Raw genomic sequence first — 13,922 nt, forward strand, 5'->3', positions numbered from 1 at the left:
GGATTTGAACCTACGACCTTCGGGTTATGAGCCCGACGAGCTACCAGACTGCTCCATCCCGCGGCGGCCATTCTACGCAGCTGGCCCCTGGTGTCAATTAAAATCGGGAAAAATTTATTTTCTATCAGATATTTAGCTCAGCTGAGCGGCCGCGCGGCGGCTGTCGGAAGAAGGGGCCCCGACCGCCTGTGGATAAGCGGATCGACGGTGTTTTGCATTACCATGAGCGGGTTTTCCGCCGCCGATCCGCGCGGCTTCCGATGGTGATGCAGGCGCCTTCTTCGTGACGTTGCAGAGAAAGATCATCCACATCGATTGCGACTGCTTCTACGCCGCCATCGAGATGCGCGACGACCCCAGCCTGGCGGGCAAGCCGCTGGCCGTGGGTGGTTCGCCGGACAAGCGTGGCGTGGTCGCGACCTGCAACTACGAGGCGCGCGCCTACGGCCTGCACTCGGCCATGGCGATGCGCACAGCGGTAAAGCTTTGCCCCGACCTCACCATCGTGCGCCCGCGCATGGACGTCTATCGCGAGGCTTCGCGGGACATCCACGCGATCTTCCGCGACTACACCGACCAGATCGAACCGCTGTCGCTGGACGAGGCCTACCTCGACGTCACCGGCAGCGAGCGCTGCGGCGGCAGTGCGACGCGCATCGCCCGGGAAATTCGCCAGCGCGTCTGGGAAACCCTGCACATCACGGTGTCCGCCGGGGTCGCGCCGAACAAGTTCATTGCCAAGATCGCCAGCGACTGGCGCAAGCCCAACGGCCTGTTCGTGGTCACGCCGGACGAGGTGGACGGCTTCGTCGCCGAATTGCCGGTGAAGAAGCTGCATGGCGTGGGCAAGGTCACCGCCGAGAAGCTGGCGCGGCTGGGGATCCGCACCTGCGCGGACCTGCGCGACTGGTCGCGCATCCAGCTGGCCAAGGAGTTCGGCAGTTTCGGCGAGCGGCTCTGGGGCTTGTCGCGGGGCATCGACGAGCGTCCGGTGCAGGTGGACAGCCGGCGCCAGTCGATCAGCGTGGAAAACACCTTCGACCAGGACCTGCCGGACCTCGCCGCCTGCCAGGACGAGTTGCCGTCGCTGCTGAGCGAGCTGGAGCGGCGCATGACACGCCTGGATGCCAGCTACCGGCCGGGCAAGCCGTTCATCAAGCTGAAGTTCCACGACTTCACCCAGACCACCCTGGAACAGGCGGGCGCGGCGCGGGACCTGGAAAGCTACCGGCTATTGCTGGGGCAGGCCTTCCAGCGCGGCAACAAGGCTGTGCGGCTGATCGGCGTGGGCGTGCGCCTGGTCGATCTGCGCGGGGCCCACGAGCAGCTCACACTCTTCTAGCGGTTGTCAGCAGGTCAGCCTTCGGGCCACAGGCGCATGGCGCGGCCGCTGGCGGGCCACAGGCGCAGCTCGCCTTCCTCGGTGATATCCCAGCGCTGCACTTCGCCGAGCATCCTGAGGAACTGCTGCTCCTGCTCCATCACCAGGTCGGCGCAGAGCTTGCGGGTGGCGCCGGGCTGACCGAAGGTCAGCTGCTCACCTTCGAGCTTGTAGCTGGCGAACCAGTGGTTGCAGCCGGCGCTGCCGTAAGCTCGGCCGTTGCCGTCCAGGGTCAGGCTGATGTGCGTGTAGTCGATCAGCGGGCGCTCGCCGACCCACTCCACACGGTAGGTCTGCTCGGTTTCGGGGACCGGCTTGCTGGCGCAGCCGGCCAGGGCCAGCGCGGTGCAGGCGCTGGCGATCAGGGCTTTCATGCAGTCTCCTTGCTCTGGCATTCCGGGCAGAGGTGGCGGCTGCCGACCTTGGCCCATCCGAGTTCGGCGATGCGCTGCTCGGCGGCGGGCTGCTGGGCAGCCTTGCCGAGGGTGGCATCGACGGCGAATTCGAAGTCCAGTGTAGCCCCGCAGCCGTCGCAGTTGACCTTCCACTCATGGATACCCAGTTCGCGGAACACCGGGCCCCTGGCCACGGCCATCCACTGTCCCGGCGGGTTGATCAGGTGGCGGACCTTTTCCACTTCCAGGGTCATGCTCAGGCTCTTGCTGCCCTTGAGGCTGACCAGCAGGGTATCGCCGGTCTTGATCGAGCCACCGATGCCGGTGACCTGGTAGCGGCCCGGAGTCAGTGCGCGGCACTCGTTGAGGGTGAATTGCGGGTTGAGCAGGGTGTAGCGGAAATCGTGCTGGGCCATGGGTCCTCCGGGAAAGCGCGGCATTCTAGGGCGCGTGGCCTGCGGATGCGAGCGCCTTCTGCTCAGTTTTTCACCAGATTGACCGGTGCGCCGGCCCGCCAGGCGGCGATGTTGGCCAGGGTGGTCTGGGCGATTCCGGCCAGCGCCTCGCGGGTGAGGAAGGCCTGGTGCGCGGTGATGATCACGTTGGGGAAGGTCAGCAGGCGCGCCAGCACGTCGTCCTGCAGTGGCTGGTCGGAGCGGTCGGCGAAGAATATCTCGGCCTCCTCTTCATAGACGTCCAGGCCGAGGTAGCCGAGCTGGCCGCTTTTCAGCGCCTCGATCAGTGCCGGGGTATCCACCAGCGCGCCGCGGCCGGTGTTGATCAGCATGGCGCCGCGCTTCATGCGCTGCAGGCTCCGGGCATTGATCAGGTGGCGGGTCGCCTCGTTGAGCGGGCAGTGCAGGCTGATGATGTCCGACTGCGCGAGCAGCTCGTCCAGTTCGACGAAGCGCCCGCCCAGGGTCTCGATAGCGTCGTTGGGATAGGGATCGTAGGCCAGGATGTGGCAGCCGAAGCCGCTCATGATGCGGGCGAAGACTTCGCCGATCTGCCCGCTGCCGATCACCCCGACAGTGCGCCCGTGCAGGTCGAAGCCGGTCAGGCCGTGCAGGGAGAAGTCACCTTCGCGGGTGCGGTTGTAGGCGCGGTGCAGATGTCGACAGAGTGCCAGGACCAGTCCTACGCCATGTTCGGCCACGGCGTGGGGCGAATAGGCCGGTACGCGCACCACGGCCAGCCCCAGCGCTTGGGCGGCGGCCAGGTCGACGTGGTTGTAGCCGGCCGAGCGCAGGGCGATCAGTTTCGTGCCGCCGGCGGCCAGGTGTTCCAGGACCGGACGCGACAGGTCATCGTTGACGAAGGGGCAGACGACCTCGAAGCCCATGGCCAGGGCGACGGTGTCCTCGCGCAACTGCGCCTGCTGGAAGTGCAGCTCGAAACCGTGGCCGTGGTTGGCGGCGAGGAAGCTGTCGCGGTCATAGGTCTGGTTGCTGAACAGGATGATGCGCATCGGTTGATTTCCGTCTTCAGTGCGTCTGGCCGGTTTCGACTTCGAGGCGGCCCTCGGTCGCCTGTGCCAGCTCGGCCATGGCCTTGTCCAGCTCGTCCAGTGCGGCAGGTGCGTCCGGTTCGTTCTGCTTGAGCAGCGTCTCGGCGCGCTGGCAGGCCGCGCGCAGCATCGGTACGCCGCAGTAGCGGGTGGCGCCGTGCAGACGGTGGATGCGTTCGAGCAGGGTGTTGCGGTCGTTGCGCTCGCGCGCCTGGCGGATCACCTGGCGGTCGGCCGAGAGCGAGGCGAGCAGCATGCCGAGCATGTCGGCGGCCAGCTCCGGCTTGCCGGCGGCCAGGCGCAGGCCCTCTTCCGGGTCCAGCACGCTGAGGCCTTCCAGGCCGGATTCGGCGTGGCGCGGCCGCTCGTCGCGCGGTTCGCCCAGCGCGAGGCCAGTCCACTTGAGAATGACCTGGACCAGTTGCCGCTCGTCGATCGGCTTGGTCAGGTAGTCGTCCATGCCGCCCTGCTGCAGGGCGCGCTTCTCATTGGCCAGCGCGTGGGCGGTGAGGGCGATGATCGGCACGGGGTTGACCTCGCGGTCGCTCTCCCAGTGGCGGATCGCCTCGGTGGCCTGGCGCCCATCCATGACCGGCATCTGCACGTCCATGAAAACCAGATCGAAACGCTCGCGCTGCACGGCCTCGACGGCGGCAAGCCCGCTGTCGACGGCGACGACCTCGGCGCCCAGGTCGGTCAGCAGGGTCTTCACCAGCAGCAGGTTGGCCGGGTTGTCGTCGACGCAGAGCAGGCGCGGCGTGCGCTCTAGTCCGCCGTTGACGCTCTTCTCCCGACGGCTCGGACGCAGGTGCAGGAGTTCGTTCATCGCCTGCTGCAGTTTGCGCGTGCAGGCCGGTTTGCTCTGTACCTGGGCATCGGGCAGCACGTCGTTGTAATGCGCCTGTTCGATGGTGGGGCAGAGCACCAGGCTCTTGCAGCCGTGCTGTTCGAGCTCGCGGATGGACTGGCGCAGCGCCTCCGGCGGGTGCTCGGCGGCGGTCACGCCGAGCAGCGCCAGGGTGATCGGCGCCTTGTCCGCCGGCCCGTCCAGCAGGGTCTTCTGCAGCGTCGCGAGGTCAGGGAACTCGGTCACTTCCAGGCCGCAGTCCTCCAGCTGGTGGTGCAGGGCGGTGCGCGTCAGCTCGTGCGGTTCGTACAGCGCCACGCGCAGGCCGCCGGCCAGGGCGTGGGGCAGGTCGTCGCCGTCGTCGCGCGCCTTGGGCAGGTTGAGGCTGATCCAGAATTCCGAGCCATCGCCGGCACTGCTTTCCACGCCGATCTCGCCGCCCATCTGCTCGATCAGGCGCTTGGAAATGACCAGCCCCAGGCCGGTGCCGCCGGCCTGGCGCGACAGCGAGTTGTCGGCCTGGCTGAAGGCCTGGAACAGCGCGCGCAGGTCGGCGTCGGTCAGGCCCACACCGGTGTCCTGCACGCTGATGCGCAGCTGCGCGCGGTCGTCGCTCTCGTCCTCGAGCATGGCGCGCACGGCGATGCTGCCGTCGTGGGTGAACTTGATGGCATTGCTCACCAGGTTGGTCAGCACCTGCTTCAGGCGCTGCGGGTCGCCCACCAGCTGCAGCGGAGTGTCGCGGTAGATCAGGCTGACCAGCTCCAGGTGCTTCTCGTGGGCGGCGGGGGCGAGGATGGTCAGGGTGTCCTGGATCAGTTCGCGCAGGTTGAACGGGATGTTCTCCAGCACCAGTTTGCCGGCCTCGATCTTCGAAAAGTCGAGGATCTCGTTGATGATCCCCAGCAGGCTTTCGGCGGATTTGTGGATAGTCGAGAGGTAATCCTGCTGGCGGCTGGTCATCTCGCTCTTCTGCAACAGGTTGGTGAAGCCGAGGATGCCGTTGAGCGGGGTGCGGATTTCGTGGCTCATGTTGGCGAGGAACTCGGACTTGATCCGGCTCGCCTCCAGGGCCTCCTTGCGCGCGAGGTCCAGCTCGATGTTCTGGATCTCGATGGTCTCCAGGTTCTGCCGCACGTCCTCGGTGGCCTGGTCGATGTTGTGCTGCATCTCTTCCTGGGCGCTCTGCAGCGCCTCGGCCATGCGGTTGATGCCGCCGGCCAGTTCGTCCAGCTCGTGACTGCCCAGGGCCGGCAGGCGGGTTTCCAGGCGACCTTCCTTGAGCTGGGCGACGCCCTGGGCGATCTGCCCCAGGGGCGCGTTGATCGCGCGGCTCATGCGCAGGGCGAGGAGGGCGGTGACGGCCAGGCCCGCGCCGATCAGCAGCAGGCTGGTAAACAGGCTGCGGTAGCCGCGCAGCAGGGTGCCGTGGTGCGACAGCTCCAGTTCGACCCAGCCCAGCAGCTTCTCGGCATCTTCGTCCGGGTCGCCGGACAGGCTGCGGTGCTTGCCCAGCACCGGCAGGAGGAAGTGAGTGGTATCCAGGCTGCTCGCCATGCTCAGGTGCGAGCCGTCGCCCGACGGCATGGGAGTGAGGATGCTGGGGCCGGCGTGGACCAGTTTTTCCCGGTCCGGATTGAGGAAGGTCACGGCGCGCACGTCGGGCTGGTCCAGCGCTTCGTTGGCGATGCGCTCGAGCAGCTCGTTGTTGTGATTGGCCATGGCCGGGGCGGACAGTGGCGCCAGTTGCTCGGCGATCAATTGGCCGCGCTCGATCAACTGGGCGTGCATGTCCGACAGCTGCACCCAGGTGAAATAGCCGCCCAGCACCAGCGCCAGCAGGCTGGTGGGCAGCAGGGTGAGCAGCAGTACCCGTCCCTTGATGCCGAGATCCTTGAACACGCGTTTCCTCCGATGCGTTTATCCCCGGCAGTGTAGCGGTTCGGATCTTCGTCGGAAGCCCTTTGCCTTGCCGAGACTGCGCGGAATCGTGAATACTTCGCGCAATTGCTAATCACTCTTATTTAATATGAATGTCATCGCTTCCTCCGGCCTGCGCCTGCTGACCATCGAGGACGACCCGACCCTGGGCGCCCACCTGTCTTCCCACCTGAGCGAGCGCGGTTTCGAGGTCACCTGGTGCCAGGATGGCGACGAAGGCCTGGCCGAGGCGCGCGGCGGCGATTACGACCTGGTGCTGATGGACATCATGCTGCCCGGCACCGGCGGCCTGGACATCCTCCGCACCCTGCGCCGCGAGCGCGCGGTGCCGGTGATCCTGATGTCCGCCCTGGGCGCCGAACAGGACCGCATCGCCGGCTTTTCCCAGGGCGCCGACGACTACCTGCCCAAACCCTTCAGCCTTGCCGAACTGAGCGTGCGCGTGGATGCAGTGCTGCGCCGCGTGGCGCTGGAGCGCGGCAGTCAGCCCCTGAGCAGCGCCCCGACCGGGCTGCAGATGGGCCCGCTGAAGGATGACGTCGCCCTCGATGGCCAGTGGGCCGGCCTGACCGGCACCGAGTACCGCCTGCTGGAAACCTTCCTCGGCAGCCAGGGCGAGACCCTGAGCAAACCCTTCCTTTATCAGCACGTGCTGCACCGCGCCTTCACCGCGCACGACCGCAGCCTGGACATGCATGTCAGCCACCTGCGCCGAAAACTGCAGGCCATCGGCTACCTCCGCCACCAGTTGCACACCGTCTGGGGCAAGGGCTACGTCTTCGCCGAGGCCGAGGACTGATGCCCGGCCGCCACTCGCTGTTCTGGAAGCTCGCCGTTGCCCTCGTGGCGCTGTGCCTGGCGGTGATCTGGCTGTCCTGGAACTGGGGCAAGCAGATGGAGCGCGACAGCTACTATCTGTCCGAGGCGGCGCGGCAGGTGCTCGCCGGTTATGCCGACGAGGCCCAGCAGGCCTGGCGCAAGGACGGGGCGGCGGGCGTCGACGCCTGGCTGGCGCAGATGAAGCAGCGCGAGCCGGTGTGGATGGTGGTACTGGATGCGCGCTTGCAGTCGCTGGGCACGCGGCCGCTACCCAGCGAGGATGTGGCACACCTGACCTTCCAGCGCGGGCCGGACTGGCCGGTGAGCTCGCGCTCGGCGACCCTGCCGTACATTGGCATTCCCTTCCCGGACGAGCCGGGCGCCGGCCGGCTGGTGGTGCAGCTGCCGCAGCGCTTCCTGCCCGGCGGGCTGAGCTTCCTGCGCCAGTCCATCAGCCATGCGCTGGTGCCGGCGATCCTGGCGCTGCTGCTCTGCGGGCTGATCTACCGCCGCCTGGTGCGCCCGCTCAAGCGCCTGCGCGAGCACGCCAATGCCCTGCAGGCGGACAACCTCGGTTCGGTCGCCGGCCCTGAACTGAGCGCCCGCCGCGACGAACTCGGCGAGCTGGGTCGCGCACTGGACCATATGGCCGAGCGTCTGCGCGGCCATGTCGGCCTGCAACGCCAGCTGCTGCGCGACCTGTCCCATGAATTGCGTACGCCGCTGAGCCGCCTGCGGGTGGCCGGTGAGAGCTCCATCAGCGAAGCCGCGCTGCGCCAGCGCGTGGAGCGCGAGGTGGAAGTGATGCAGCGCCTGGTCGCCGACACGCTTGAACTGGCCTGGCTGGACACCGAGCGGCCGCGCGTGGAGCTGGAAGAAATCGACCTGCGCTCGCTGTGGGACCTGCTGGTGGACGACGCGCGCTTCGAGGCGGGCTGGGGCACCGAGCGCTTCCTTTATCAGGTGCCGGCGGACTGCCGCCTGCGCGGTCATCTCAACGGCCTGGCGCAGGCGCTGGAAAATCTGCTGCGCAACGCCATCCGCCATTCGCCGGAACATGGCCGCATCCGCCTGAGCGGCCGGCGCGAATCCGGCGGCTGGCACCTGTGGCTGGAGGACGACGGCCCCGGCGTGGCGCAAAGTGACCTGGAGCGCATCTTCCTGCCCTTCACCCGGCTTTCCGATGCGCGCACCGGCGAGGGCTTCGGCCTGGGCCTGAGCATCGCCCGCAGCTCGCTGCGCATGCAGGGCGGCGAGCTGTGGGCGGACTGCGCCGGAGCGGGCCTGCGCGTGCACCTGCGGCTGCCCGATGCGGCGGCGGCCTGACGCGGCTGCTGGCCGCCGAACACGGCTTGTTAGGAAGTTTCGTATGGCGAGGCGTCGTTTGCCGGTATCATAGGGAGTCATCCCCTCTCGCGATCCGGAACCGAGTGCCTCCATGACCGTGCAGTACCCGACTATCGCCGATTGCGTCGGCAACACCCCGCTGGTGCGCCTGCAGCGCCTGGCCGGGGAAACCTCCAACACCCTGCTGGTGAAACTCGAGGGCAACAACCCCGCGGGTTCGGTGAAGGATCGCCCGGCGCTGTCGATGATCACCCGTGCCGAACTGCGCGGCGATATCAAGCCCGGCGACACGCTGATCGAAGCCACTTCCGGCAACACCGGCATCGCCCTGGCGATGGCGGCGGCGATCAAGGGCTACCGCATGATCCTGATCATGCCCGACAACTCCACCGCCGAACGCAAGGCCGCCATGACCGCCTACGGCGCCGAGCTGATCCTGGTGACCAAGGAGCAGGGCATGGAAGGCGCCCGTGACCTCGCCGACCAGATGGCGCGCGAAGGCCAGGGCAAGGTGCTCGACCAGTTCGCCAACGGCGACAATCCGATCGCCCACTATCACTCCACCGGCCCGGAAATCTGGCAGCAGACCGGCGGCGAGATCACCCATTTCGTCAGCTCCATGGGCACCACCGGCACCATCATGGGCGTGTCGCGCTACCTCAAGGAGCAGAACCCCAACGTGCAGATCGTCGGCCTGCAGCCGATGGAAGGCTCGGCCATCCCCGGCATCCGCCGCTGGCCGCAGGAGTACCTGCCGAAGATTTTCGATGCCACCCGCGTCGACCGCGTCGTCGACATGCAGCAGGGCGAAGCCGAGGACGTCATGCGCCGCCTGGCCCGCGAAGAGGGCATCTTCTGCGGCGTGTCCTCCGGTGGTGCGGTGGCGGCCATGCTGCGCCTGTCGCGCGAGCTGGAAAACGCGACCCTGGTGGCGATCATCTGCGACCGTGGCGACCGTTACCTGTCCTCGGGCGTGTTCGACTCCAACTGACATGGCCAAGCAGAGATCCGGCCTGCGCTTCCAGCCCAGCGGCGGAACGCGCAGCCCAGCGGTACCGGTGGGCAAGAAGCAGCGCCTGAACATCGAGCGCCTGGCCCACGACGGCCGCGGCATCGCCCACCTCGACGGGCGCACCTGGTTCGTCGACAACGCGCTGCCGGGCGAATCGGTGGAAGCCCGCGTGCTGTCCGCTCGCGCGCAGGTCGTCGACGCCCGCAGCGAACGTATCCTCACCGCCGCCGCCAATCGCCGCGCCGAGCCTTGCCCGGTAGCGGGCACCTGCGGCGGCTGCAGCCTGCAGCACCTGTCCCACGCCGACCAGTTGGCGCTCAAGCAGCGCACCCTGGCCGAGCAGCTGGAGCGCTTCGCCGGCCTGGTCCCGGAAGAATGGGCCGCGCCGCTGGTCGGACCGGAATTCGGCTACCGCCGCCGCGCCCGCCTCGCCGTGCGCTGGGACGTGAAGGCCAAGCGCCTGGAAGTGGGCTTCCGCGCCGCCGCCAGCCAGGCCATCGTCGCCTTCGACGACTGCCTGGTACTGGTGCCCGAGTTGCAGGCCCTTGCTCGCGAGTTGCCGGAGCTGCTGCGCAGCTTCGCCAAGCCGCAGTCCCTGGGCCATGTCGAGCTGTTCCACGGTACTTCCAGCGCACTGCTGCTGCGGCATATCGAACCTTTGTCCGATAGCGACCGTGCGCGACTGCTGGAATTCTGTTCGGCACGGGATGTGCAGCTGTGGTTGCAAGGCGACGGCGAACCGACGCTCAGCTCCGAGGCTGCAGAAAACACTGGGAACCGCGGGCTCGGCTTCCGGCTCGAAGCCTGGAATCTGACCCTGGCCTATCGCCCCGGCGACTTCGTTCAGGTGAACGAGCCGGTGAACGAGGCCATGGTTGCCCAGGCGCTGGACTGGCTGAAGCCGGGCAGCGAGGAGCGCGTGCTGGACCTGTTCTGCGGCCTGGGCAACTTTGCCCTGCCGCTGGCTCGCCAGGTGCGCGAGGTGGTTGGCGTAGAAGGCGTGCAGACCATGGTCGAGCGCGCTGCCGCCAACGCCGTCGCCAACGGCCTGACCAATACCCGGTTCCATCAGGCGGACCTGACGAAACCGCTTGCCGGCGCCCCCTGGGCGGCGGAGGATTTCACCGCCGTGCTGCTCGACCCTCCGCGTGACGGAGCCTTCGAGCCGGCGCGGCAAATGCGTTCACTGGGCGCCCAGCGGATACTCTATGTGTCCTGCAATCCGGCGACCCTGGCGCGCGACGCTGGCGAACTGGCCCGACAGGGCTATCGCTGCAAACGCGCCGGCATCCTCGACATGTTCCCGCAGACGGCCCATGTCGAGGCCATGGCTTTGTTCGAGGCAGGCTAGGAAGGCCTGCGCAATCCGACCGGCTCAAGCAAGAAAGGCCGGCGCAGTGAGCGGTGTGTTGTGGCGCACCGTGGGGAAGGGTAGACACGATGGTACAGGTGAGAGCGCACCAGCCGGTCAACACCGACGGCAGCATCAATCTCGAGGCCTGGCTGGACCACGTCCAGACCCTGGTCCCGGGCCTGGATCGCAAGGTCCTGCTGGAAGCCTGCGAGTTCGCTCGCGAGGTGGAAGACAGGGCTGTCAGCACGGCTGACAACTCCTGGGCGGACGGCACCTCCAGCTTCCAGACGGGACTGGAGATCGCCGAGATCCTGGCGGACCTCAAGCTCGACCAGGAGTCCCTGGTCGCCGCGGTGATCTACCGTGGCGTGCGCGAGGGCAAGGTCAAGCTCGAGGACGTGGCACAGCGCTTCGGCCCGGTGGTCGCCAAGCTGATCGAAGGCGTGCTGCGCATGGCCGCGATCAGCACCAGCCTCAACCCGCGGCAGTCCCTGGTGCTCGGCACCCAGGCGCAGATCGAGAACCTGCGCAAGATGCTGGTGGCCATGGTTGACGACGTGCGCGTCGCGCTGATCAAGCTGGCCGAGCGCACCTGCGCGATCCGCGCGGTGAAGAACGGCGACGAAGAAAAGCGCATGCGCGTCGCCCGCGAGGTGTTCGATATCTACGCCCCGCTGGCCCACCGCCTGGGCATCGGCCATATCAAGTGGGAGCTGGAAGACCTGTCTTTCCGCTACCTGGAACCCGACCAGTACAAGCAGATCGCCAAGCTGCTGCACGAGCGCCGGCTGGACCGCGAGCAGTACATCGCCACCGTGATGCAGCAGCTCAAGGACGCCCTGGCCGCCACCGGCATCAAGGCGGACCTGTCCGGGCGCGCCAAGCACATCTATTCCATCTGGCGGAAGATGCAGCGCAAGGGCCTGGACTTCAGCCAGATCTACGACGTGCGCGCCGTGCGCGTGCTGGTGCCGGAAATGCGCGACTGCTACACCGCGCTGGGCATCGTGCACACCCTGTGGCGGCACATCCCCAAGGAATTCGACGACTACATCGCCAACCCCAAGGAAAACGGCTACCGCTCGCTGCACACCGCGGTGATCGGTCCCGAGGGCAAGGTGCTGGAAGTGCAGATCCGCACCCACGCCATGCACGAGGAAGCCGAGCTGGGCGTCTGCGCGCACTGGCGCTACAAGGGCACCGACGTCAAGGCCAGCTCCAACCACTACGAAGAGAAGATTTCCTGGCTGCGCCAGGTGCTCGAGTGGCACGAGGAACTGGGCGACATCGGCGGCCTGGCCGAGCAGCTGCGGGTGGATATCGAGCCCGACCGGGTCTACGTCTTCACCCCCGACGGCCACGCCATCGACCTGCCCAAGGGTTCCACGCCGCTGGACTTCGCCTACCGTGTGCATACCGAGGTCGGCCACAACTGCCGAGGCGCCAAGATCAACGGCCGCATCGTGCCGCTGAACTACAGCCTGCAGACCGGCGAGCAGGTGGAGATCATCACTGGCAAGCAGAGCGGGCCGAGCCGTGACTGGCTGAACCAGAACCTGGGCTACGTCACCACCTCGCGGGCGCGGGCGAAGATCGTCCACTGGTTCAAGCTGCAGGCGCGCGACCAGAACGTCGCCGCCGGCAAGGCCATGCTGGAACGCGAACTCGCCCGGCTGGCGCTGCCGCCGGTGGACTTCGAGAAGCTCGCCGAGAAGGCCAACTACAAGACCGGCGAAGACCTGTTCGCCGCCCTGGGCGCCGGCGACCTGCGGCTGGCCCATGTGGTCAACTACGCGCAGCAGTTGGTGGAACCCGAGCGCGGCACCGAGCAGCTCGAACTCATCCCGCGCAAGCCGAGCAAGATCGGCCACGGCAAGCGCGGCGACATCCAGATCCAGGGCGTCGGCAACCTGCTCACGCAGATGGCCGGCTGCTGCCAGCCGCTGCCGGGCGACCCGATCGTCGGCTACATCACCCTCGGTCGCGGCGTCACCATCCACCGCCAGGACTGCGCCACCGCGCTGCAGCTGGCTGGCCGCGAGCCCGAGCGGATCATCCAGGTCAGCTGGGGCCCGGTGCCGGTCAGCACCTATCCGGTGGATATCGTCATCCGTGCCTATGATCGTTCCGGCCTGCTGCGCGACGTCTCGCAGATGCTGCTCAACGAGCGCATCAACGTGCTCGCGGTGAACACCCGCTCGGACAAGGAAGACAACACCGCGATCATGCGCCTGACCATCGAGATTCCCGGCCTCGACTCGCTGGGTCGCCTGCTGGCGCGTATCTCGCAGCTGCCCAACATCATCGAGGCACGTCGCGATCGCGGCGCGGGTGCCAAGGATGCATAAGCTCGAAGACCTGCTTTACCTGATGGCCCGGCTGCGCGACCCGCAGCACGGCTGCCCCTGGGACCTGAAGCAGAGCTACGCGACCATAGTCCCGTACACCCTCGAGGAAGCCTACGAGGTCGCCGATGCGATCGAGCGCGGCGACTTCGATCACCTGCGCGAGGAACTGGGCGACCTGCTCTTCCAGGTCGTCTATTACGCCCAGCTGGCGCGGGAGGAGGGGCGCTTCGAGTTCGATGCGGTGGTCGATGGCATCACCCGCAAGCTGATCCGACGCCACCCGCATGTCTTCCCCGACGGCGACCTGTATGGCGAGTCGGACCCGGAGAAACTGGCGGAAGCGGCGGTCAAACAGCGCTGGGAAGAGCTCAAGGCCGAGGAGCGCGCCGCCAAGGCCGCCGAGCCGGTGCAACTGTCCCTGCTGGACGACGTGCCCAACGCGCTACCTGCGCTGAGCCGCGCCGCCAAGCTGCAGAAGCGCGCTTCCCAGGTCGGCTTCGACTGGGCCGACGCCCTGCCGGTGGTGGACAAGGTCCGCGAGGAACTGGACGAGGTGCTTGAAGCCATGGCCGGCGGCGATACCGACGCCCAGGCGGAAGAGGTGGGCGACCTGCTGTTCGTGGTGGTCAACCTGGCGCGCAAGCTCAAGGTCGACCCGGAAACCGCCCTGCGCGCCGCCAACGCCAAATTCGAACGGCGCTTCCGCTACATCGAGACGGCCCTGCGCGACCAGGGCCGGACCCTGGAAGACAGCAACCTGGAAGAGATGGACGAGCTGTGGGGTGCGGCCAAGCGCGACGAAAAGAACCCGCTCAGCTGTGGATAAGTTCTTCGCTCCAATAAAAAGCCCCGCATTCGCGGGGCTTTTTATTGGCTCTTCGTAGGAGCGGGCGTGGGAGAGAGACAGACCCCACCCCTCCACCCCCCGGCACGCCGGTAGGTGGAAGAGGCGTAGACAAAAAAACGCGACA

11 protein-coding genes are annotated in these 13,922 nt (G+C 67.3%); 7 read left to right on the top strand and 4 right to left on the bottom strand.

Going from position 1 to position 13,922, the window contains the following annotated elements:
• Positions 1-289: 289 nt before the first annotated feature.
• Positions 290-1,342 (top strand): DNA polymerase IV, encoded by a 1,053-nt coding sequence (gene dinB / locus ACCC94_RS21310; RefSeq protein WP_413351534.1) that lies wholly within the window; start codon positions 290-292, stop codon positions 1,340-1,342.
• A gap of 14 nt (positions 1,343-1,356) precedes the next feature.
• Here dinB and ACCC94_RS21315 read toward each other — a convergent pair whose 3' ends face one another.
• The 4 genes from ACCC94_RS21315 to ACCC94_RS21330 form a co-directional block, all read right to left on the bottom strand.
• Complete coding sequence (locus ACCC94_RS21315; RefSeq protein WP_413351524.1) at positions 1,357-1,755, bottom strand: META domain-containing protein; 399 nt, start codon at positions 1,753-1,755, stop codon at positions 1,357-1,359.
• Positions 1,752-2,192 carry a hypothetical protein gene (locus ACCC94_RS21320; RefSeq protein WP_413351525.1) on the bottom strand — a complete coding sequence of 147 codons (441 nt, stop codon included), beginning with the start codon at positions 2,190-2,192 and terminating at the stop codon, positions 1,752-1,754. The genes ACCC94_RS21315 and ACCC94_RS21320 overlap by 4 nt, the downstream gene beginning before the upstream one ends.
• A 62-nt stretch (positions 2,193-2,254) precedes the next feature.
• On the bottom strand, positions 2,255-3,244 hold the full coding sequence (locus ACCC94_RS21325) for a 2-hydroxyacid dehydrogenase (RefSeq protein ID WP_413351526.1): 990 nt from the start codon (positions 3,242-3,244) through the stop codon (positions 2,255-2,257).
• A 16-nt stretch (positions 3,245-3,260) separates the two neighbouring features.
• A complete protein-coding gene (locus tag ACCC94_RS21330) occupies positions 3,261-6,032 on the bottom strand; it encodes an ATP-binding protein (protein ID WP_413351527.1) in 2,772 nt (923 codons plus the stop codon).
• Positions 6,033-6,159: 127 nt separating this feature from the next.
• On the opposite strand from ACCC94_RS21330, the gene ACCC94_RS21335 reads away from it, so the two are divergent.
• From ACCC94_RS21335 to mazG, 6 genes are all read left to right on the top strand, one after another.
• Positions 6,160-6,870 carry a response regulator transcription factor gene (locus ACCC94_RS21335; protein WP_413351528.1) on the top strand — a complete coding sequence of 237 codons (711 nt, stop codon included), beginning with the start codon at positions 6,160-6,162 and terminating at the stop codon, positions 6,868-6,870.
• A complete protein-coding gene (locus tag ACCC94_RS21340) occupies positions 6,870-8,216 on the top strand; it encodes a histidine kinase sensor domain-containing protein (RefSeq protein ID WP_413351529.1) in 1,347 nt (448 codons plus the stop codon). Before ACCC94_RS21335 ends, ACCC94_RS21340 begins: the two co-directional genes overlap by 1 nt.
• A 112-nt stretch (positions 8,217-8,328) precedes the next feature.
• The gene (gene cysM, locus ACCC94_RS21345) at positions 8,329-9,228 is read left to right on the top strand and encodes a cysteine synthase CysM (protein WP_413351530.1); all 900 of its coding nucleotides are present in this window, start codon (positions 8,329-8,331) and stop codon (positions 9,226-9,228) included.
• 1 nt (position 9,229) lies between these two features.
• On the top strand, positions 9,230-10,600 hold the full coding sequence (gene rlmD / locus ACCC94_RS21350; protein WP_413351531.1) for a 23S rRNA (uracil(1939)-C(5))-methyltransferase RlmD: 1,371 nt from the start codon (positions 9,230-9,232) through the stop codon (positions 10,598-10,600).
• Between the two features lie 89 nt (positions 10,601-10,689).
• Positions 10,690-12,951 carry a GTP diphosphokinase gene (gene relA / locus ACCC94_RS21355; RefSeq protein ID WP_413351532.1) on the top strand — a complete coding sequence of 754 codons (2,262 nt, stop codon included), beginning with the start codon at positions 10,690-10,692 and terminating at the stop codon, positions 12,949-12,951.
• The gene (gene mazG / locus ACCC94_RS21360) at positions 12,944-13,777 is read left to right on the top strand and encodes a nucleoside triphosphate pyrophosphohydrolase (protein ID WP_413351533.1); all 834 of its coding nucleotides are present in this window, start codon (positions 12,944-12,946) and stop codon (positions 13,775-13,777) included. Before relA ends, mazG begins: the two co-directional genes overlap by 8 nt.
• Positions 13,778-13,922 lie beyond the last annotated feature (145 nt).

This window comes from Pseudomonas sp. Pseusp97, from assembly GCF_047304025.1.
GTDB lineage: Bacteria > Pseudomonadota > Gammaproteobacteria > Pseudomonadales > Pseudomonadaceae > Pseudomonas.

Excerpts from the sequence above, each read along its gene's own strand:
- ACCC94_RS21315 (WP_413351524.1), bottom strand. The coding sequence starts at position 1,755 with ATGAAAGCCCTGATCGCCAGCGCCTGCACCGCGCTGGCCCTGGCCGGC.
- ACCC94_RS21320 (WP_413351525.1), bottom strand. The coding sequence starts at position 2,192 with ATGGCCCAGCACGATTTCCGCTACACCCTGCTCAACCCGCAATTCACC.
- ACCC94_RS21325 (WP_413351526.1), bottom strand. The coding sequence starts at position 3,244 with ATGCGCATCATCCTGTTCAGCAACCAGACCTATGACCGCGACAGCTTC.
- ACCC94_RS21335 (WP_413351528.1), top strand. The coding sequence starts at position 6,160 with ATGAATGTCATCGCTTCCTCCGGCCTGCGCCTGCTGACCATCGAGGAC.
- ACCC94_RS21340 (WP_413351529.1), top strand. The coding sequence starts at position 6,870 with ATGCCCGGCCGCCACTCGCTGTTCTGGAAGCTCGCCGTTGCCCTCGTG.
- cysM (WP_413351530.1), top strand. The coding sequence starts at position 8,329 with ATGACCGTGCAGTACCCGACTATCGCCGATTGCGTCGGCAACACCCCG.
- rlmD (WP_413351531.1), top strand. The coding sequence starts at position 9,230 with ATGGCCAAGCAGAGATCCGGCCTGCGCTTCCAGCCCAGCGGCGGAACG.
- relA (WP_413351532.1), top strand. The coding sequence starts at position 10,690 with ATGGTACAGGTGAGAGCGCACCAGCCGGTCAACACCGACGGCAGCATC.
- mazG (WP_413351533.1), top strand. The coding sequence starts at position 12,944 with ATGCATAAGCTCGAAGACCTGCTTTACCTGATGGCCCGGCTGCGCGAC.